Genomic DNA, 19,868 nt, shown 5'->3' on the forward strand with positions numbered 1-19,868 from the left:
GGTCACGTGGCATCACCCGGCGTCGCCTGGGTGAGCTCGGTGAGCTGCTCGGCCACCCGCGCGGCGAGTTCCGCGTCGAGCCCGTGGATCTTGATCGCGCCACGCGCCGAGGCGGTGGTGACGGTGAGCGTGGCGAGGCCGAACATCTGCTCCAGCGGCCCGCGCAGGGTGTCGACGGTCTGGATGCGCGACAGCGGCGCGACCCGCCACTCCTGCCAGAAGAACCCGGACCGGCTGTAGACGGCCGTTTCGGTGTTCTCCCACCGGTGCACGCGGTACCACCACAGCGGCAACGCGATCACCCAGGCGGCCCCGAGCACCGCCAGCACGACACCCGGGATCAGCAGCGCCGTCCTGGCGGGCGGGATCAGCAGTCCCAGCACCACCAGCGCCACCACCGGCACCCCGAACACCAGCGCGCTCTGCGCGCGCCACCAGGCGATCGCCCGCCGGTCCAGTGCGTGCCGCGGCGGCCGCAGCGCGACCGTGTTCGTCTCCACTCGTTCCCCCCGAAATCCGGTTACAATGCGATCGCATCGTAAAGGACGACGAGAGAGCTTCGCAATGCGGGTGCATGGCGAAGCCGGACAAGACGGGACACACGTGCCGAAGCAGGTGGACCACGAGGAACGGCGGATCCAGATCGCCGAAGCCCTGCAACGGCTGACGGCCCGGCGCGGGCTCGAAGGGGTCAGCCTGCGCCAGGTGGCCGCCGAGGCCGGGATGTCGATGGGCCTGGTGCAGCACTACTTCAAGAACAAGGACGAGATGCTGCTCTACGCCCTCGAACACCGGGCCAAGCAGCGCGAGGCCCGGATCGCCGCGAAGGTCACCGCGACCGGCGACCCGAGCCCGCGGACGATCCTGCGCACCTGCCTGCTCGAACTGCTGCCGCACGACAAGACGACCGAAGGCGATTACCTGATCGGGATCGCCTACTTCGTGCGCGCGCTGGCCGACCCGGCCATGGCGGCGGTGTTCCGCGAGGGGGTGCCCGACGTGTTCCGCTTCTTCGCCGACATGATCCGCCAGGCGCAGGCCGCCGGCGACGTCGCGGCGACGGTCGATCCCGACCAGGAGGCCGCGGTGCTGTGGGCGCTGGCGGACTCGCAGGGATCCAACATCCTGCTGGGTCACCGGACGGCGGCCGATGTGGTATCCACAGTGGACTACTACCTCGACCGGCTCTTCACCCCGGGGAACTGACCTCAGCCGCCGCCGTGGTTCGAGGCGTTGGACACCGCCGCCGCGCGGGCGGCACGCAGTTCCCGGAACACCTTTCGGAGCGCGGGAACGGCGGCACCGGCGCGCTCCTCCAGTTCGGCGATCCGGTCCCGGTGGCGCCGCCGGTCGCGACGGGAGACCACCGTACGCAGCTCCGCCGCGGCGACGAGCGCGGCCAGCGCCGCGTCCGCCGAGTCCACTTCGGACACCGCCGTCGCACCGCGCACCGCGTCGTCGACCGCGGCACGGAGCCGGTCCGCCGCGCCCCGGTCCAGCACCACCGGCCGTCGTACCGCGAACAGCCCGAGCGGGCGGGACGTCTTCAGCTCGATCACCCCCGCCGCGTCCAGCTGCGTTTCGACCGACCCCACCGTGTCCCGGGCACCCCGCCGGACCCACGACCGCCACGAGCGCCGCCGGTCCCCTGCCACCTCGGCGAGCACGTCGTCCAGGACGAGATCACCGGTCCCGCGTTCGTCGACGGCGACGGCCTTCCCGTCCTCCTCCGCGATCCGCCCCCGGCGCACCAGATCCGTGAGCGCGGCGGCGCGGACCAGCAGGCTCACCCGCTGCCGGTCGCGCAGCCGCCCGCCCCCGGGGTCGCAGGCCAGCACATACGCCTTGGCCGGTAACGACAATTCGCTCATGCGATCGCCTCGCTCCGCGAGACAGTATTGAATCCCTTTTGGCGCATGATATCCATGATTCGCTCGCAAGCTTCGCTCATCTCATTCCTCCGATTCACTGCCGCTTGATCGCGGGCCAGATCTCCCGCCACGGCACCTTCCGGTCCGCGTAGCGCCACACGAGCCCGTCGACGACAGTGCTCACCTCACCGAAGTACGGCCGCAGCAGGCCGGGATCGAAGCCCACGAAGAGCACCTCGGTCGCCGACTCCGGCGGCCGGTCGAAGTACCAGTACCCGCGGTGTCCACTGTAGACTCCCGGGACGCCGTGCCGCGCGCCGTAGTACTCCACGGCCGCCGCCATCGGGTAGATCTCGGCGAACACCGCGGTGTGCTCCCGCTCCCCGGTCGGCAGCCCGGCGTACAGCTTCCCGACCTGTTCGCCGATCTCGGCCTGCGGCAGCTCGCCGGGCGCAAACACACTGCCCAGCGGCAGGAATCCGAGATTGGTGCGCGTCATGTCCGCCGGGAAGACCGGCAGCGCGGACACGGTGACCGCCGCCGAAAGCACGAACGCGGGCCAGGCCACCGCGCGCCACCAGCGCACCAGGTTCCGCCGGGTCAGCTCGGTCGCCGCCGCCGCGAACGGCAGTGCGAGCACGCTCGTCACGTAGTAGGAACGTCCTTGTGCCAGCGCGAAAGCGGCGATCACCGCGAGGAGCGCGACGCCGAGGAACCGGTACGGCCGCAGCTCCGGCGAGCGCAGCAGCCGCCAGAACCCGTAGAGCAGCGCCACCATCCCGACCCCGATGCCCGCGCCGGTCAGCGCGTCGCGGAAGAAGACGCCGTAGCCGGGGAACTCGGCGGCCACCACGTCGCTCATCCGCGCGTACGGCCAGCCGTGTGCCGCCTGCCAGGCCAGCGTCGGGATCGTGGCGACCACCGCGATCGCGCCGCCGAGCCAGAGTTTCGGCCTGCCGAGCAGGTCCCGCGGCCCGAACACCAGCGCGCCGAGCAGTACCGCCACCCACAATGCCGGGATGAGGAACTTCGTCGCCAGTGACACCGCGGTCACCACCCCCGCCCAGACGAGCAGGCCGTCGCGGCGGTTACGGACCCAGCGGACCAGCAGCCACACCACGACCGTCCACAGGAACGGGTCGAACGTGTAGGTCGCGATCCAGTGGCTGAGGATCACGATCCCGGACGTCGCGTACGCGCCGGCGGCCATCGCCTGCGCGGCGCGCCCGCCGCCGAGCTCCCGCGCGACGAGCGCGGTGACGACGACGCCCGCCGCGGCGGCCAGCGTCACCGGCAGCCGGAGCGCGATCAGCGAACCGGGGAACAGCGTGTCCATGCCCCCGGCCAGCAACGGGATGAGCGGTGGCTGGTCGAAATACCCCCAGGCGGCGTGATCTCGACCGGCCACCAGGAAGTACAGCTCGTCGAACCCGCGGGCGTACCGGGCACTCGTCGCCAGCAGTACGCCCCCGGTCAGCACCGCGATCACCAGCACCGGCACCCGGGCGAAGCCGGGTGCCGGTGCTGCCTCGAGTCGCGTTCGGACGGTCTGCATCTCCTTGCCCCTCTCCCTCGCCGGTGTCCCCAGTCCACCGCGCGGGGCGGGGCGCGAAGAAGCGGGTAAGGAGGGTGATCACGGCTACGAAGGTTGCCGGTCGCGCCGCGAGCCGCAACTTTCGTCGGCATCGCGATCCTCCGCCGGTGCGAACCGGACGCGCCGGCAGACCCGAGCCGTTACCGTGACGGCGTGGCGGAAAGAGCGGAGTACCGGCAGTGGTGGCCGAGCCGGCACGACGGCTTCTGGCTCGTCTTCGCCGCGCTCGTCTTCTGCGGGCTCGACGTCGTGCTGTACGTCTTCGGCCCGCCCACCACCGGCTGGCTCGGCCCGGCGGCGGGCCTGATCCTCCAGCTGATCGCGGACCTGTCGCTGGTCCTGTTGTTCCGGTTCCCGGCACAGGTCGCGGGATTCGTGGTCGTGGTGGCGTTCCTGATGCTCGCCTCCGACCTCCTCTCCCCCGGTCTGCTCGTCCCGGTGGAACCGCTGACGTCGAGGACCGTGCCGACGATCACCGCGGTGGTGCTGAGCCAGCTCGCCAGGCTGCTGGACCGGCGCACCGTGCTGATCGTGGCCGGGATTCTGGCGGTGATCGCGACCCAGCCCTGGCAGCCGAGCTGGAGCGTTACGCCGTTCGGCCTGCTCAGCACCGCGCTGCCCGCCGTGGTTTCGCTGTACTTCGAGGCGCGGCGGCAGTTGCTGCGCTCGCTGCGCGACCGCGCCGAGCGGGCCGAGCGCGAGCAGCACCTGCTCGCCGAACAGGCCCGTGCCGAGGAGCGGCGCAGGCTCGCGAGCGAGATGCACGACGTCGTCACCCACCGGCTGAGCCTGATGGTGCTGCACGCCGGCGCGCTGGGCGTGACCTCACGCGAGGAGGCGGTGCGCTCCGCCGCGGAGGACATCCGCCGGGAGGGCGCCCGCGCGCTGGACGAGCTCCGCGACCTCGTCGGCGTGCTGCGCAACGGCGCGAACCTCGACGCGCGCACGCTCAGCCCCGCGCCGACCGGCGACCCGGTGGCGCTGGTCGAGGAGTCCCGCTCGGTGGGCGTGCCGACGGAGCTTTCGGTGACCGGCGACCCGTCGCGGATTTCCCCCACCGTCGCGCGCACCGCGTACCGGGTGGTGCAGGAGGCGCTGACCAACGTCCGCAAGCACGCGCCCGGCTCGTCGGCGACGGTGGACCTGCGTTATCACCCCGGCGGGCTGGAGGTGTCGGTCCACAACACCGCGGCGACGTCCCCGCCCGATCCGGCGCTCGCGGGCAGCGGCTCGGGCGCGGGGCTCGCCGGACTGCGCCAGCGCGTCGAGCTCGTCGGCGGGCGGCTCGACGCGGGACCGGTACCCGGCGGCGGATTCCGCGTCGGTGCGATACTGCCCGCCTACGTCCCGACGACGGAAGGCGCGCACAGTGATCCCGGTGGTCGTGGCCGATGACGAGCCGATGGTCTGCGCCCACCTGCGCGCCATCCTCGGCTCCGCGGGCGACATCGACGTCGTGGCGCAGGCACAGGACGGCGCGGAGGCGGTCGAGGCGGTGGTCCGGCACCGGCCGCGCGTGGTGCTGATGGACCTGCGCATGCCCGGCGTGGACGGGCTGACCGCCATCGAGCGCATCTCGGCGCTGCCGGACGCGCCCGCGGTGGTGGCGCTGACGACGTTCGACGCCGACACGTACGTGATCCGCGCGCTGCGGGCCGGTGCCGCCGGGTTCCTGGTGAAGTCGACGCCGCCGGAGGACCTGATCGGGCTGGTCCGGGTGGCCGCGGATGGGCACACCGTGCTCTCGCCCGAGGCCGCGCGGCGGCTCGTCGCGTTGTCGTCCGACGGCCGCCAGCGCGGTGAGGACGCGCGGCGCCGGACCGCCGGGCTCACCGAACGCGAGACGGATGTGCTGGCCTGCCTCGGCGAAGGACTGTCCAATGCGGACATCGCGGCGCGGCTGCACCTCGCCGAGGCGACGGTGAAGAGCTACGTGTCGCGGATGCTGGTGAAGCTGGACTGCGCGAACCGGACCCAGGCCGGTCTGCTGGCCCACGAAGCGGGCCTCGTCGCGCGCTGAGCGGTCACGATCCCCCGGCGTCGCATGGCCGCGGGGAACGGGAACGCGGGTGGCTCAGGCGGAGACGGAAGTGTTCTCCCGGTCGTAGGCGTCCCGCGCGCGTTCGACCTCGGCCATGTGGCCGCGGGCCCAGCGGTCCAGCATGTCGAGCGGCTCGGCGAGGTCACGCCCCAGCGGCGTCAGCGCGTACTCGACGCGCGGCGGGATGACCGGATAGGCGGTGCGCGTCAGCAGCCCGTCGCGGACCAGGCTGCGCAGGGTCTGCGTGAGAACCTTCTGCGAGATGCCGTCGACGCGCTTGCCGACCTCGGTGAACCGCAGCGGACCCTCGGCCAGCGCGCCGACGATGAGCACCGTCCACTGGTCGCCGATGCGGTCGAGCAGCTGACGGGTCGGGCAGTCCCGGTTGAACGGGTTCGGGCTCGGGTCCACGGCACACCCTCCTCGCTTTCCGGAAGAGAGTAACACTCCGGAACGCGGGTCAGCGCGAGGTCGCGGGCGCCATCAGCGCGCCGAACAGCACCCGCAGATGCCCCCGCGCCCGGTCCCAGCGCGCGTCCAGCTCGGCCTGGTCCCGCGTCGCCCAGCTCGCGATGAGGATGCCGCGCACGACGTCCATCGCGGTGTACACCGCGTGCAGGAACTCCGGGTGCCCCGAGTGCTCCGGCAGCAGCGCCTTCCCGAACTCGATCAGGCTGCTCGTGGCGATCGGCTCCACCAGCGCCATCTGCCGCCGCAGCTCGGGGTCGGTCCGCGAGGCGACCCACAGCTCGACGGTCGCGGAGAACACCGGGCCCTGGTGCATCTCCCACAGCAGCTGCAAGGCGTCGCCCACCGGGTCGGACGACGCCTTGAGCCGGTCGAGTTCGGCCATCGCGACCTGGGTGCGTTTCGCGGCCAGGTGCCGGATCGCGGAGGTCACCAGGTCGGCCTTCGTCGGGAAGTGGTGCACCTGGGCGCCGCGCGTGACGCCGGCCCGGTCCGCGACCCTCGTCGTGGTGGTGCCGGAGTAGCCGTACTCGACGAGACAGTCGACGGTCGCGTCGAGCAGGCGCGTGCGCATCGCGGCGCTGCGTTCCTCCTGGGTCCGTCCGGTCGATCCCCGTCGTGGCGCTGACATGCGCCTCACTCTATGGGGCGGACCGCACCCCGGCCGCGCTGGTGGCCGCGACGAGCCCGTCGACGCAGCGCCGGATGAACCGCGAGAGCGTCCGGCGGTACAACCCCCCGGTGCCGGGGATCTTCGCCGTGAACGACGAATGCCAGTGGATCTCGGTGCCGTCGGCCACCGGCGTCAGGTCGACGTCGGCGCGATAGTCCCGCAGCGGCAGGCCCGAACGCAGCGCGTAGGAGAACCGGCGTCCCGGCACGAGTTCGACGACCTCCTCGCAGCTGTTGATCCGGCCGGTGCGGAACAGGCGCAGCGCCCCCAGTCCCTCCCGCTGGTCCTTACCTCTACGCATCAGGCGGAACGAGCCGAGCGGCGACCACTCGGGCCAGCTCGCCCCGTCCTGAAGCAACGCGTAGACCTCGTCGGCCGAAGCCGTCGTGTGTCCCCTCACCGATATCCGCTGAATCCCCATTGGACCCTCCCTTTACGTACCAGATGGTACACGTACCATGTGGAACATGACAAAGGGGAGTGCCGATCCCCGGGCGAAGCTCCTGGAGACGGCGATCGAGCACATCGCGCGGCACGGGGGCGCGGAGCAGAGCCTGCGGTCCCTCGCCACCGCGCTCGGCACCAGCCACCGGATGCTGATCTACCACTTCGATTCCAAGGAGGGCCTGCTCACGGCGGTCGCCCGCGAGGTCGAACGCCGTCAGCGCGAGGTGCTCGCCGACCTCACCAAAGACCTCCCCGCCGATCTCCCGGTCACCGAACTCGGCCGCCGGTTCTGGCACCGGCTCACCGATGACACGTTGCGGCGCAACGAAAAGCTGTTCTTCCAGCTCTACGGCCACGCGCTCGGCGGCACACCGGGAACCACCGCGCTGCTCGACGGCGTCATCGACGACTGGCTGCCACCGCTGACCGCGCTGCTGGCCGGCGCCGGTGTCCCGGAAGGACAGTGCGCGGCGCACGCCCGCCTCTGCCTGGCGGTGGCCCGCGGTCTCCTGCTCGACCTCGTCACGACCGGGGACCGCCGCGCCGTCGACGAGGCGATGGACCTGTTCGTCGCGACGCACTTCGGGGCGTTCGACCGGGTGTGAGGTGCCGTCCGAAATACGGTCGTCCCCCGTCGGCGCGGCAGCCGATACTGGACGGATGGGCCGACGTACCGGGTTCCGCATCCTGACCATCGCGCTGGTCGCGCTCGCCACGGGCACCGCGCTGAGCGCGACGGCCTCGGCGGCGCCGTTCACGCTGGGCGAGGGCGTCAGCCAGCCCGTGTACTCCTACGAGCACGCGATCCGCGAGACGGCCTGGGTCGAGACCGGTCAGGATCTCGACCGCGACGGCCGGGTGGACCGCGTCGCCGCGGACGTCATCCGCCCGGCCGAGCCCGCCGCGCGCGGGCAGCGGGTGCCGGTGATCATGGACGTCAGCCCGTACTACGCGTGTTGCGGCCGGGGCAACGAACAGCAGAAGAAGACCTACGCCCCGGACGGGACGCCCGCACAGTTCCCGCTCTACTACGACAACTACTTCGTGCCGCGCGGGTACGCCGTGGTGCTCGTCGACGTCGGCGGGACGAACCGCTCCTCCGGCTGCTTCGACGACGTCGCCTCGGGCAACGCGGTGGTGAACTGGCTGAACGGCCGCGCGAAGGCCTTCCGCACGCCATGGGGAGCTGAACGCGCCGACGCGCGATGGGCGAACGGGAGCGTCGGTGCCATCGGGAAGTCGCAGGATGGCGCGACCGCGATCGGCATGGCGGCGTCCGGCGTCGACGGGCTGAAGACGATCGTGCCGATCGCCGGGGTCAGCTCCTACTACGAGGTGCACAACGCCGACGGCGCGCCGTTCGGGTTCCCCGGCGGCTCGCAGTTCACCTACAACGAGCGCGCGGCGAAGCTGTGTCAGCCGTTCGAGGAGGAGAACGCCCGCCGCGCGGGCGGAAACGGCGACTACAACGAGTACTGGCGGGGCCAGGACTACGTCGCGAGGACGGACCGGGTCCGCGCGAGTGTCTTCGCGGTGCAGGGATTCCAGGACGTCAACGTCCTGCCGAAGCAGTTCGGCCGGTGGTGGGAGTCGCTGAACCGCCACGACGTGCCGCGCAGGGCGTGGCTGCACCAGGCCGCGCACGTCGACCCGTTCGACCTCCAGCGGGCGTTGTGGGTCTCGACCCTGCACCGCTGGTTCGACCGCTGGCTGCTCGGTGTCCACAACGGAATCGAGCACGAGCCCGCGATCCACGTCGAGCACGCGCCGGACCGGTGGTCCGACGAGCGCCGGTGGCCACCGGCCGGTACGCACAACCGGACACTGTGGACGGATCGGGGCCCGGTGCCCGGTCTCGGCGCGCTGACCGCGCGGCCGGGTTCCGGCACCGCGACGTTCACCGACGATCCGGCACTCGGCGCGAGCACCTGGGTCACGCACCCGGACCAGGCCTCCCCCGCGCGGGCGCTGTTCGGCACCGGCCCGTTCGAGGCGCCCGCCCGGTTCGCGGGCGAGGCCGCGGTGACCGTGCGGGCGAGCGTGGACAGGACCTCCGCCCGGCTCGGCGCGACGCTCGTCGACTACGGCCCGGCGACCGTGCGGGACACCGCGTTTCCCAGCATGGGCGTCGAAAACCTGAGCACCCGGTCGTGCTGGGGCGCGAGCAGTGCCGCCGACAGCGCCTGTTACCTGGACACCGGGGCGAAACTGGCCACAGTGGACAGCCGGGTGATCGCGACTGGCTGGGCCGACCTCGGCCACTTCCGCTCGCTGTGGCACGGCGTCCCGCTCACCCCCGGCACCGCGTACACCATGACGTTCTCGCTCGGCAGCCTCGACTACGTCGTCCCGGCGGGACACCGGCTCGCGCTCGTCGTCGGCGGGACGGACGCCGACCGGTTCGATCCGGCGCTGCCCCAGCCGAAACCGGCCGTGACGCTCGATCTGGCCGGTACCTCCGTCTCCCTGCCCCAGGCGCGCTGACCTGCTCGGTTACTCTGGCCGGGTGGAGATGCTGCACCTGCGCTACTTCGTGGCCGTGGCCGAGGAGCTGAACTTCTCCGCGGCGGCGCGCAGGCTGCACATGGCCGCGTCCCCGCTGAGCCAGCGCGTCAAGGACCTCGAACACGAGCTGGGCCAGCAGCTGTTCGACCGCAGTACCCACCACGTCACCCTCACCCCGGCCGGGAGCGCGCTGCTCCCGATCGCGCGCGACATCCTGGAGCAGGTCGGCTCGATCCCGTGGCGGCTGCGAGAGGCGACCAAGCCGCGGCGCGGCACCCTGTTCCTCGGCATGCCCGCCGGGGTGCACCCGGACCTGCGTGCGCGCGTCAACGAACTGGCGCGGCGCTGCGCGGACCGGTACGAGCTGAAGCGGTGGCCGGGCACCTCGGCCGACCTGGTCGCCGCGGTGCACGACGGCAAGCTGGCGTTGTCGCTGGTCCGGCTGCCGATCGCGGATCCCGCGCTGGACGTGCTCACGGTGATGTCCGAGCGGCTGGGCGCGGTCGTGCCCGCCGACCGGTTCGCCGGCCGGGATTCGGTCGCGCTGGCCGAACTGTCCGAATTCGCCTACGTCGCCTCCCCCGGGGAAACGACGCCCGCGTATTTCGAGCAGCTCGACCACCAGCTGACCACACTCGGTATCCGGAAACGCATCCGGCTGACGAACATGGGCTACGGCGGCGTCACCGAAATCATTTCCAGCGAAAAGGCGTTCTCGGTCTCCATGCTCGACGAGCGCAGCCCGATGCACGGCTACCGGCTGGACAACGTGGCCGTCCTCCCGTTCACCGACTTCCACCCCCAGCTGGACACGGGGCTGATCTGGCGTGCCGACCGCGCCGACGGCGGCGACCTCGACGAGCTGGTCGAAACCGCCCGCGACGTCTTCCCGGAACCCCTCGCCCACTGAGCGCGCATGGCCGGTCCGTGAATGCCACATCGAGGGACTCTGAGTCCCTCAATGTGGCATTCACGGACTTGCCATCACAAGCGCCGAACAATGGTATGACCACTGTGGTCATACCATTGTTCGCGACATGATCATTCCCTTCTCCGAAATGCGCTACTAGCTTCGAAAGCAGAGAACGAAGCGAGCCGCAGGAGGAGAAATGACGGACGGCACAGCGCAGACGGGCCCGCTCGACGGGGTCCGCGTGATCGACCTCTCCACCGTGGTGATGGGCCCGTACGCGGCGCAGATCCTCGGCGACCTCGGCGCCGACGTGATCAAGATCGAGTCGCCGGCGGACACCGTCCGGCACGGCCGGTACCGCACCACGCCGGGCATGACGCCGCTCAACCTGAACGTCAACCGCAACAAGCGGAGCGTGGCGCTGAACCTCAAGGACGCGACGGAACGCGAACGGGCGCTCGCGCTGATCGACGGCGCCGACGTCCTGATCACCAACATGCGTCCCGGCGCGCTGGCCCGCCTCGGCCTGACCTACGCCGACGTCGCCGGCCGCAACCCCGGCCTGGTCTACGCCCACGCGCAGGGATTCCGCGGCGACTCCGGCCGCGCCGGGAACGCCGCCTACGACGAGACCGTGCAGGCCGCGTCCGGGCTGGTCGACGTCGCGAACCGCGCGCTGGGCAAGCCGGTCTACCTGCCCACGATCCTGGGCGACAAGGTCTCCTCGCTCACCATCGCCTACAGCGTCCTCGCGGCGCTGGTGCACCGGGACCGGACCGGCGAGGGCCAGTTCGTCGAGATCCCGATGACCGACACGCTGATCGCGTTCAACCTGGTCGAGCACCTTTCCGGGCATGTTTTCGAGCCGCCGGAGGGCGCCACCGGCTTCCCGCTCTCGATGTCGCCGGGGCACCACGCGGTGCGCACCAAGGACGGCCTCGCCTGCGTGATCCCGTACAACCCGCAGAACTTCCGGGACTTCTTCGCCGCTGCCGGGCGCCCCGACCTGGCCGACGACCCGCGCGTCAACGGGCCCGCCATCGACTCCGCCGACAACGAGGGCCTCGCCGCGCTGATCGACGAGTGCGCCCCGGCGCTGACCACCGAGCAGTGGGCCGAGGTGTGCGCCAAGCACAGCATCCCGATGGCCCCGGTCCTGGAGCTGGACCACGCGGCCGAGGACGAGTACGTCCGCGAAGGCCATCTGCTCGACACCGTCGAGCACCCGACCGAGGGCCCGATCCGGACCGTCGGCATCCCGGTGCGGTTCTCCGCCACCCCCGCGTCCGTGCGGCGGCTGGCGCCGACGCCGGGCCAGGACACCGAAGAAGTCCTCCGTGAGCTGACCGCTCGCTGACGTTCGCAGGAAGAAGAAAACCCATGAGCACCAACGAAGTGCGCTCCGAACGGATCGGCGCCACCCTGCTGGTCACGATCGACCGGCCCCGGGCGCGCAACGCGGTGGACGCCGCCGTCGCCGCCGGGCTGGCCGACGCGCTCGACCTGCTGGAGTCCGATCCCGGGCTGCGCGCGGGCGTCCTGACCGGCGCGGACGGCACGTTCAGCGCCGGAATGGACCTCAAGGCCGCGCTGCGCGGCGAGTCCCCGGAGATCCCGGGCCGCGGATTCGGCGGGCTGACCGAGGCCGCGCCGGCCAAGCCGCTGATCGCCGCGGTCGAGGGCCCGGCCATGGGCGGTGGGTTCGAACTGGCGCTGGGCTGCGACCTGATCGTCGCCGCCGAGGACGCGACCTTCGGCCTTCCCGAGGTCAAACGCGGGCTGATCGCGGCAGGCGGCGGCGTCATCCGGCTGCCGAAGCGGATCCCGCACCACCTGGCGATGGAGTTCCTGCTGACCGGTGAGCCGGTGAGCGGGATCCGCGCCGGGGAACTGGGCCTGGTCAACCGGGTGGTCCCGGCGGGCGACGCCGCGGCCGTCGCACTGAAGCTCGCCGAGCAGCTGGCGGGCAACGCGCCACTGGCGCTGGCCGCGGTGAAGAAGATCGTGCGCGCCGCCGACGGCGTGCCGGACGCCGACGCGTTCGCCGCGCAGCGCGAGGAAATGGGTCGCCTGATGGCTTCGGCCGACGTCCGCGAGGGCATGCGGGCGTTCGCCGAGCGCCGCGATCCCGTGTGGACAGGACGGTAGAAACCATGAAGCAGCAGGAAGTTCTTCAACACGTGACCACCCCGCTGGTGAATCCGGCGTTCGCTCCGGTGATCCCGCGGTTCACCGACCGCGAGTACCTCAACATCGTCTACCGCACCGACGCCGAGGCGCTGCGCGCCGTCGTCCCGGAGCCTCTGGAGATCGAAGAGCCGCTGGTCCGGTTCGAGGTCATGAAGATGGGCGACGTCTCCGGATACGGCCCCTACACCGAGTCGGGCCAGGCCATCCCGGTCACCTTCGACGGCGAACGCGGCGAGTACCTGCACGCGATGTACCTGGACAACTTCCCCGCCACCGCGTCCGGCCGCGAGATCAGCGCCTACCCGAAGACCGCCGGGGCGCCGAACCTCTATGTCGACAACGGCGCGCTGGTCGGCACGCTGGACTACGGCTCGCTGCGGGTCGCGACCGCGACCATGGGCTACAAGCACTACGAGCTGGACGAGCACGAGGCCGAGGCACAGATCACCGTGCCGACGTTCATGCTGAAGAAGATCCCGGGCTACGACGGCTCGCCCCGCGTCGCCGAACTGGTCCGCACCGAGATCACCGACGTCGTGGTCAAGGGCGCCTGGACCGGCCCCGCCCGGTTGCAGCTGTTCGAGCACGTGCTCGCCCCGCTGGCCGATCTGCCGGTCCGCGAGATCGTCTCCGCGAGCCACCTGCTCACCGACCTGACGCTCGCCCCGGTCAAGCCGGTCCACGACTACCTGAAGGGAGCCCGGTCATGAACGGGGAATTCCGTACCGCCGCGGTGATCGGCGCCGGGACCATCGGCCTGTCCTGGACGGTGTTGTTCGCCGGGCACGGGCTGACCGTGCGGGTGAGCGACCCCCGGCCGGACCTCGCCGAGGCCGTCCGGTCCACTGTGGACGCTTTCGCCCCGCATCTCGCCCGGCAGGGCGTGGACGTCGCGGGCATCGCCGACCGGATCGTCCTCGCGGACGACGTCGCCGAAGCCGTCCGGGACGCGGACGTCGTGCAGGAGAACGGTCCGGAGGACGTCGAGTTCAAGAAGAACCTGTTCGCCACGCTGGTGGCCGAGGCCCCCGCGCACGCGCTGCTGCTGAGCTCGTCCTCGGCGATCCCGGCGACCGCGTTCACCGGCGATCTGGCCGACGCCTCCCGTGTCCTCATCGGACACCCGTTCAACCCGCCACACCTGATCCCGCTGGTCGAGGTCGTCCCGGGCGCACGCACCAGTGAGGAGGCGGTCACCGCCGCGGTGACCTTCTACCGCTTCGTCGGCCGGACGCCGGTGGTGGAGCGCAAGGAGATCCCCGGCTTCGTCGGCAACCGGCTGCAGAACGCGCTCAGCCGCGAGGCGATCTACCTCGTCGAGCAGGGCGTGGTCACCCCCGAGGACCTGGACGAGGTGGTGACGAACTCGCTGGGCATCCGCTGGGCCACGGTCGGGCCGTTCCTCGGCTCGCACCTGGGTGGCGGGCCCGGCGGCTACCGGCACATGGCCGAGCACATCGGCAGGTCGATGAAGAAGATGTGGGCGGGCCTGGGCACACCCTCGCAAAGCCCCGAAGAACAGGAACGGCTCATCGAAGCCGTCGAAAGCGCTTACGGCTCCTCCACGTACTCGGAACTGGCCGAGGCGCGCGACCGCAGGCAGATCGCCGTGCTGTCCGCTTTGGACAGCACGAGGGAGGAGAACCGATGACACCCCTGGACGACCAGCTGACCGCCGACTTCTACAACTACGAAGCGCTGCTGTCCGACGACGAGCGCAAGGTACTGCTCAAGGTCCGCGACTTCCTGCGCACCGAGATCAAGCCGCTGGTCAACGACGCGTGGGCGAAGGGCGAGTTCCCGCGCGAGTTCATCGGGAAGTTCCGCTCGCTCGACCTGGCGGGACTGGCCTACGAAGGCTACAGCGAGTACAAGCCCGCCGCGAGCAACCTGCTGATCGGCATGACCGCGATGGAGATGTCGCGCGTGGACGCTTCGAGCGCGACGTTCTTCGGCGTCCACAACGGACTCGCGATGTACAGCGTCAAGTCCGGCGGCAGCCAGGAGCAGCAGGACCGCTGGCTGCCCGCGATGGCGGCGATGGACAAGATCGGCGCGTTCGCGATGACCGAGCCGATGGGCGGCTCCGACGTCGCCGGTGGGATGCGGACCACCGCCAGGCGGGACGGTGACACCTGGATCCTCAACGGCGCCAAGAAGTGGATCGGCAACGCGACCTTCGCGGACCTCGTCGTGGTGTGGGCACGCGACCTCGACGACAACAACGTCAAGGGATTCGTCGTCGAGAAGGGAACCCCCGGCTTCGCCCCGGTGAAAATCGAAAACAAGCTGGGTTACCGGATCGTGGAGAACGCCGAGATCACCCTCACCGACCTGCGGGTGCCGGAGGCGAACCGCCTGCAGCGCATCGATTCCTTCCGCGACGTGGCGGAGATCCTGCGCGCCACCCGGGGCGGGGTCGCCTGGCAGGCGCTCGGCGTGATGATCGGCGCGTACGAACTGGCGCTGGACTACGCCAAGGAGCGCAGGCAGTTCGGCCGCCCGATCGCGCGGTTCCAGCTGGTGCAGGACCTGCTGGTGAAGAGCCTCGGCAACATCACCGCGTCGTGGGGCATGCTGGTCCAGCTGGCGCGGCTGCAGGACGCGGGGATCTTCCGCGACGAGCACTCGTCGCTGGCGAAGGCGTTCGTCACCTCGCGGATGCGCGAGGTCGTCGCCTGGAGCCGGGAGATCTTCGGCGGCAACGGAATCGTGCTCGACTACGACATCGCGCGGTTCTTCAACGACGCCGAGGCGATCTACTCCTACGAAGGAACCCGGGAGATGAACACCCTGATCGTCGGGAAGTCGATCACCGGCCAGAGCGCGTTCGTCTGAGCCGGTCCGCCACGAAGGCCGCCCCGGGTGCGCGGGGCGGCCTTCGTAGCGGCGGGAAACCGGTGTCGGCCCACGCCGGGCCCACCTAAGATGATCTTCGCCAAAGCCTGCGTCTGTGAGGAGTGCCCGGATGACCACCCGCCCGTTCCGGTTCGGCGTCAACCTGCTGACCAGCGATTCGCGCACCGAGTGGCAGGCCAAGGCGAAGAAGGCGGAGGAACTGGGCTACGACGTGCTCAACGTGCCCGATCACCTGGGCCGCCCCGCGCCCTTCCCCGCCCTGGTCGCCGCGGCGGAGGTCACCACCACGGCGCGTCTGGGCACCTACGTCCTGAATGCCGGTTTCTACCGCCCCGCCCTGCTCGCCCGCGAGGTCGCCACCACCGACCTGCTCAGCGGCGGCCGGTTCGAACTCGGTCTCGGCGCGGGCTACGTCAAAGAAGAGTTCGAGGCCGCGGGCCTCCCCTTCCCCGGCGCCGGCGCGCGCGTGGATCACCTGGTGCGCACCGTGACCGAGCTGCGGGACCTGTTCTCCGGTGACCACCGGCCCGCGCCGGTCCAGCGCCCGGCACCGCCGATCATGATCGCCGGGCAGGGAAGGCGGATCCTGCGCGCGGCCGCCGAACACGCCGACATCGTCGGCATCGCGGGCGCGCTTCCCCGCGACGCCGAGGACACCGGGCACGGCGCGCTGGCGGAGAAGGTCGAGCTGGTGCGGTCCGCCGCCGGCCCACGGGCGGCGGAGCTCGAACTGAACCTGCTCATCAAGGGTGTCGCCCGCGACGCCGCGTCGGCCGACCTGTCCTTCCAGCGGCGGTTCGCGCCCGAACTGTCCGACGAGCAGTTGCTGCGGCTGCCCGGTGTACTGGTCGGCGGCCCGGCGGCGATCGCCGACTCCCTGCACGAGTACCGGGAGACCTACGGGATCACCTATTTCTCCGTCCTCGAGTTCCACCAGGACGCGTTCGCCAAGGTGATCGCCCAGGTGCGGTGACGCCGATCGTCCACAGTGGACGCGCGGATGGTGGAAAAGGCTGGTTGACCGTTGCCGCGTCCAGGTGAGGCCGAGCGGCTCAGTACGTGTAGCGACTCACCTTGTCGGGGTGGATGACGAAGCGGGAATACTCGTCGGCCAGCAGCGCGGTGAGGTCGGCGGCGCGGACCGGATCCTCGAGATCCCAGTAGCGCGGCCAGGCGGCGGGCGAGGTCGGCCGCCCCGTCGGGCTCCACCGTGACGTGCCCGGCGACCGACAGCCAGCGCTCGCGTTCACCGACCGGGGCGGCGACGACGATCGAGGCGCGAGGATCCTGTCGCAGCCGCCGCACCTTGGGCGCGTCCGGGATCGTGAACAGCTGGATCGTGCCTTCGGCGGTGGCTTCGAACCACACCGGCCGGGGCTGCGGTGGGAGTGGGCCCCCGGCCACGGTCAGGAATCCGTGCAGGGGACGGCGCAGGAATTCGAAGTCCTCGGTGGTCAGCGTGTCGCTCATGATCCCGATTCAACACGGCCCGCTCGGACGAGCCCATAGGTAGAACACCGGATCACCTGTGTATTCGTCTAACCTTGCGCGGGTGGACGTGTTCAGTGATCTCATCCGCGGAGTGCGCGCGCACGGCTCGTTGTTCGGCAGCACGACGCTGTCCCCTCCCTGGTCGCTGCACTTCGTGGACGGCGCGCCGCTGACCCTGTGCACCGTGCTCACCGGGGCGGGCTGGATCGTGCCGGAGCACGGCCCGCCCGAGCCGCTTCGCGCCCGCCAGACGATCATCGTGCGTGGCCCCGCGACGTTCACCTTCGTCGACGAGGTCGGCACCGGCGCCGAACCGATCGCCTGCGGTGAGGACTGCGCGACGCCGGAGCAGGGCGGGACCCGGCATCGGCTCGGCTGGCACGAGGACGACGGCGGGCCGACGACCCTGATCGTCGGCGCCTATCCGGTCCGCGGTGAGATCAGCCGCCGCCTGCTGGACGCGCTACCCGTCGTGCTGCGCGCGGAGGCCGGGGGCACGGCCGACGCCGTGCTGGATCACCTCGCCGCCGAGGTCGCCATCGACACCCCCGGCCAGCAGGTGGTGCTCGACCGCCTGCTGGACTGGATGCTGGTCTGCACACTGCGCGAGTGGTTCGACCGGCCCGGCAGCGCGGCCCCGGCCTGGTGGTCGGCCCAGCGGGATCCGGTGGTCGGCGAGGCCCTGCGCCTGCTGCACGCCGAACCGGCGCGGCCGTGGACGGTCGGCGCGCTGGCCGAACGCACCGGGGTGTCCCGCTCGACGCTGGCCAAGCGGTTCGCAGATCTGGTCGGTGAGCCGCCGCTGACCTACCTGACCCGCTGGCGCATGACGCTCGCCGCGGACCTGCTGGTCGATCGGGCGGCCGCGACCGTCGCGGACGTCGCGCGCACCGTGGGCTACGCCGATCCGTTCGGGTTCAGCGCGGCGTTCAAACGGGTCCGGGGCGTCAACCCCAGCGAGTTCCGGCAAGCCGCGATCGCCGCCGCCCCGGCGGCCCGCCGCGCCCCGCCGATCAGCGGTGTCGGCACCTGACACGGCGCCTCCACACTTGCCCTTTGACGCAAGGAAAAGACTCTGTCCGACATCGCCACACGCCCCGGAGGCGCGATCCCGGCATGATGCGCGCATGGTCTCATCGAAACTCCGGCTCGCCGCCGTGCACGGGCGCGCGCTGCGGTGTCTGGTCTGCGGGGGCCGGGAGTTCTCCTCCCGCGAAGTGAAGCTCAACAGCACCGGCGCGGAGTTCCTGTGCCGGGTCGCCGTATCTGTCACATGGTCACGCTGGTTGTCACCGGGCGCTCCGATGAGCGGTGGTCGGCACGTGTAGGCGAATTCTCATTGGCCATGAGCTCCATCCGCCGCTTGTGAGCCGAAGGGGTAACTGGCCGATGTCCGGCGAGCAACCGGGCGACGGTTATCCCGGAGTGGTGGCGCGGATGAGCGCGGAGTGCAGCTTGTCGCCGACGGCGTGGGTGACCTGGATGTCGATGCCGACCAGCCCGGCGGTGTGCAGCAAGGTGCGGTAGTCGGTGGCGGTGAGGGCTCCGGCGAGGCATTCGACCTTGTCCGCGCGGTGGGCGCGTTCGGTGTCGGTGAGGGTGTCCTCGGCGATGATGTCGGTGACGCCGAGCCGTCCGCCGGGCCGCAGGACGCGGGCGATCTCGGCGAAGACGGTGGGTTTGTCGGCCGAGAGCGCGATGACACAGTTGGAGATCACCACGTCCACCGAGCGGTCTGGCAGCGGGATGCTCTCGATCGTGCCTGCGCGGAACTCGGCGTTGGTGATCTCGGCTTCTCGGGCGTGGCGGCGGGCAAGGGTGAGCATCTCGTCGGTCATGTCCAGCCCGATGGCCCGCCCGGTCGGCCCGACCCGGCGGGCCGACAGCAGGACGTCGAGCCCGCCACCGGACCCGAGGTCGAGCACGGTCTCGCCGGGGCGCAGGTCGGCGACGGCGAGCGGGTTGCCGCACCCGAGACTGGCCGCCACCGCGCTGTCGGGCACCGCGCCGGCGTCGTCGGTGTAGTGGACTGCGCCGAGCCGGTCGGCGTCGTGCGGGTCGGTGATCAGGCCGGTGCCGTCACCGGCGAGGGCGGACCGGGCGGCGGTGGCGTAGCGATCGCGGACGGCGTACCGCTGTTCCTGGTGATCGGTCATGACGCGGCCTCGCAGGCCACATCGGTGAAGGCGACGGCCTGGCGGCCCATGACGACGTCGGCGGCGGTGGGGAAACAGGACAGGCAGCGCTGGTTGACCCGATACAGCCGCGCGGTGCCGCGGGCCTCGGCGAGCACGAACCTCGCCTCGGTGAGGATCTTCAGGTGCGCCGACACCGTGGATTGCCCGACGGCGACCCGCTCGACCACCTCCCCGACCGTCATCGGGTCCTCGGTGGAGGCCAGGAGGTTGAGGATCTGTACCCGGGTGGGGTCCGCGAGCGCGCGGAACCACCCGGCGTAGGTCTCGGCGGTGGCACGGTCCAGCACAACATCACTCCCTTTCATCGCCCATCGACGATAGACGATGAAAGGAGTGATGGGAAGAGGAAGTCAGGCGGTGGCGGGAACGAGTTCGGCGAGCAGGGCCCGCACACGGCGGTCGATCTCGTCGCGGATCGGCCGTACCCGGTCGGCGGGCTGCCCGGCGGGATCGTCGAGCTGCCAGTCGAGGTAGCGCTTGCCGGGGAATACGGGGCAGGCGTCGCCGCAGCCCATGGTGATCACGACGTCGGCGGCCTCGACCGCGTCGGTGGTCAGCCGTTTCGGAGTTTCGTGGTTCAGGTCGATGCCGAGTTCGTCCATGACCTGGATGACGGCG

23 protein-coding genes and 1 pseudogene are annotated in these 19,868 nt (G+C 71.1%); 14 read left to right on the forward strand and 10 right to left on the reverse strand.

The window, feature by feature from the left end; translation table 11 throughout:
- Nucleotides 1-2: 2 nt before the first annotated feature.
- Nucleotides 3-500, reverse strand: a complete 498-nt coding sequence (locus tag ABD987_RS43510) for a PH domain-containing protein (protein WP_345408711.1) — start codon at nt 498-500, stop codon at nt 3-5.
- 103 nt (nt 501-603) lie between these two features.
- On the opposite strand from ABD987_RS43510, the gene ABD987_RS43515 reads away from it, so the two are divergent.
- Nucleotides 604-1,206, forward strand: a complete 603-nt coding sequence (locus tag ABD987_RS43515) for a TetR/AcrR family transcriptional regulator (protein ID WP_345408713.1) — start codon at nt 604-606, stop codon at nt 1,204-1,206.
- 2 nt (nt 1,207-1,208) lie between these two features.
- Here the strand turns inward: ABD987_RS43515 and ABD987_RS43520 are convergent, their stop codons facing one another.
- A complete protein-coding gene (locus ABD987_RS43520; protein WP_345408715.1) occupies nt 1,209-1,871 on the reverse strand; it encodes a GOLPH3/VPS74 family protein in 663 nt (220 codons plus the stop codon).
- A 94-nt stretch (nt 1,872-1,965) separates the two neighbouring features.
- Complete coding sequence (locus ABD987_RS43525) at nt 1,966-3,426, reverse strand: glycosyltransferase family 39 protein (RefSeq protein ID WP_345408717.1); 1,461 nt, start codon at nt 3,424-3,426, stop codon at nt 1,966-1,968.
- Nucleotides 3,427-3,618: 192 nt separating this feature from the next.
- On the opposite strand from ABD987_RS43525, the gene ABD987_RS43530 reads away from it, so the two are divergent.
- Both ABD987_RS43530 and ABD987_RS43535 read left to right on the forward strand, forming a co-directional pair.
- The gene (locus tag ABD987_RS43530; RefSeq protein ID WP_345408719.1) at nt 3,619-4,860 is read left to right on the forward strand and encodes a sensor histidine kinase; all 1,242 of its coding nucleotides are present in this window, start codon (nt 3,619-3,621) and stop codon (nt 4,858-4,860) included.
- Entirely contained in the window at nt 4,835-5,485 is a 651-nt protein-coding gene (locus ABD987_RS43535; RefSeq protein ID WP_345408721.1) for a response regulator, read from the forward strand. Before ABD987_RS43530 ends, ABD987_RS43535 begins: the two co-directional genes overlap by 26 nt.
- 54 nt (nt 5,486-5,539) lie before the next feature.
- On the opposite strand, the gene ABD987_RS43540 is transcribed toward ABD987_RS43535, so the two are convergent.
- From ABD987_RS43540 to ABD987_RS43550, 3 genes are all read right to left on the reverse strand, one after another.
- A complete protein-coding gene (locus ABD987_RS43540) occupies nt 5,540-5,917 on the reverse strand; it encodes a winged helix-turn-helix transcriptional regulator (protein ID WP_345408723.1) in 378 nt (125 codons plus the stop codon).
- Between the two features lie 49 nt (nt 5,918-5,966).
- On the reverse strand, nt 5,967-6,548 hold the full coding sequence (locus ABD987_RS43545; protein ID WP_345408759.1) for a TetR/AcrR family transcriptional regulator: 582 nt from the start codon (nt 6,546-6,548) through the stop codon (nt 5,967-5,969).
- A gap of 67 nt (nt 6,549-6,615) precedes the next feature.
- Nucleotides 6,616-7,047, reverse strand: coding sequence for an SRPBCC family protein (locus ABD987_RS43550; protein WP_345408725.1), 432 nt, complete (start codon nt 7,045-7,047; stop codon nt 6,616-6,618).
- Between the two features lie 67 nt (nt 7,048-7,114).
- Here ABD987_RS43550 and ABD987_RS43555 point away from each other — a divergent pair, with 67 nt between their 5' ends.
- From ABD987_RS43555 to ABD987_RS43595, 9 genes are all read left to right on the forward strand, one after another.
- On the forward strand, nt 7,115-7,699 hold the full coding sequence (locus tag ABD987_RS43555; protein WP_345408727.1) for a TetR/AcrR family transcriptional regulator: 585 nt from the start codon (nt 7,115-7,117) through the stop codon (nt 7,697-7,699).
- A 55-nt stretch (nt 7,700-7,754) separates the two neighbouring features.
- The gene (locus ABD987_RS43560; RefSeq protein WP_345408729.1) at nt 7,755-9,578 is read left to right on the forward strand and encodes a CocE/NonD family hydrolase; all 1,824 of its coding nucleotides are present in this window, start codon (nt 7,755-7,757) and stop codon (nt 9,576-9,578) included.
- A 22-nt stretch (nt 9,579-9,600) separates the two neighbouring features.
- Complete coding sequence (locus ABD987_RS43565; RefSeq protein ID WP_345408731.1) at nt 9,601-10,509, forward strand: LysR family transcriptional regulator; 909 nt, start codon at nt 9,601-9,603, stop codon at nt 10,507-10,509.
- A gap of 199 nt (nt 10,510-10,708) precedes the next feature.
- Nucleotides 10,709-11,869, forward strand: coding sequence for a CaiB/BaiF CoA transferase family protein (locus tag ABD987_RS43570; protein WP_345408733.1), 1,161 nt, complete (start codon nt 10,709-10,711; stop codon nt 11,867-11,869).
- A 23-nt stretch (nt 11,870-11,892) separates the two neighbouring features.
- Nucleotides 11,893-12,660: a crotonase/enoyl-CoA hydratase family protein gene (locus tag ABD987_RS43575; protein ID WP_345408735.1), complete on the forward strand. Its 768-nt coding sequence runs from the start codon at nt 11,893-11,895 to the stop codon at nt 12,658-12,660.
- 5 nt (nt 12,661-12,665) lie between these two features.
- On the forward strand, nt 12,666-13,412 hold the full coding sequence (locus ABD987_RS43580; RefSeq protein WP_345408737.1) for an acetoacetate decarboxylase: 747 nt from the start codon (nt 12,666-12,668) through the stop codon (nt 13,410-13,412).
- The gene (locus ABD987_RS43585; protein ID WP_345408739.1) at nt 13,409-14,353 is read left to right on the forward strand and encodes a 3-hydroxyacyl-CoA dehydrogenase NAD-binding domain-containing protein; all 945 of its coding nucleotides are present in this window, start codon (nt 13,409-13,411) and stop codon (nt 14,351-14,353) included. Before ABD987_RS43580 ends, ABD987_RS43585 begins: the two co-directional genes overlap by 4 nt.
- Entirely contained in the window at nt 14,350-15,540 is a 1,191-nt protein-coding gene (locus ABD987_RS43590) for an acyl-CoA dehydrogenase family protein (RefSeq protein WP_345408741.1), read from the forward strand. Before ABD987_RS43585 ends, ABD987_RS43590 begins: the two co-directional genes overlap by 4 nt.
- A gap of 130 nt (nt 15,541-15,670) precedes the next feature.
- Nucleotides 15,671-16,534, forward strand: a complete 864-nt coding sequence (locus tag ABD987_RS43595) for an LLM class F420-dependent oxidoreductase (protein ID WP_345408743.1) — start codon at nt 15,671-15,673, stop codon at nt 16,532-16,534.
- Nucleotides 16,535-16,613: 79 nt separating this feature from the next.
- Here ABD987_RS43595 and ABD987_RS43600 read toward each other — a convergent pair.
- Nucleotides 16,614-17,031, reverse strand: a pseudogene (locus ABD987_RS43600) (pyridoxamine 5'-phosphate oxidase family protein).
- Between the two features lie 82 nt (nt 17,032-17,113).
- On the opposite strand from ABD987_RS43600, the gene ABD987_RS43605 reads away from it, so the two are divergent.
- Nucleotides 17,114-18,085, forward strand: coding sequence for an AraC family transcriptional regulator (locus tag ABD987_RS43605; protein WP_345408745.1), 972 nt, complete (start codon nt 17,114-17,116; stop codon nt 18,083-18,085).
- A 94-nt stretch (nt 18,086-18,179) separates the two neighbouring features.
- On the forward strand, nt 18,180-18,380 hold the full coding sequence (locus ABD987_RS43610; RefSeq protein ID WP_345408747.1) for a hypothetical protein: 201 nt from the start codon (nt 18,180-18,182) through the stop codon (nt 18,378-18,380).
- Nucleotides 18,381-18,467: 87 nt separating this feature from the next.
- Here ABD987_RS43610 and ABD987_RS43615 read toward each other — a convergent pair whose 3' ends face one another.
- From ABD987_RS43615 to ABD987_RS43625, 3 genes are all read right to left on the reverse strand, one after another.
- Complete coding sequence (locus ABD987_RS43615; protein ID WP_345408749.1) at nt 18,468-19,208, reverse strand: methyltransferase domain-containing protein; 741 nt, start codon at nt 19,206-19,208, stop codon at nt 18,468-18,470.
- Complete coding sequence (locus tag ABD987_RS43620) at nt 19,205-19,537, reverse strand: ArsR/SmtB family transcription factor (RefSeq protein ID WP_345408751.1); 333 nt, start codon at nt 19,535-19,537, stop codon at nt 19,205-19,207. The genes ABD987_RS43615 and ABD987_RS43620 overlap by 4 nt, the downstream gene beginning before the upstream one ends.
- Before the next feature lie 63 nt (nt 19,538-19,600).
- The coding region (locus ABD987_RS43625; protein WP_345408753.1) for an arsenate reductase/protein-tyrosine-phosphatase family protein at nt 19,601-19,868 on the reverse strand (268 nt) is incomplete at its 5' end.

Source organism: Amycolatopsis samaneae (assembly GCF_039541975.1).
GTDB classification, from domain to species: Bacteria; Actinomycetota; Actinomycetes; order Mycobacteriales; family Pseudonocardiaceae; genus Amycolatopsis; species Amycolatopsis samaneae.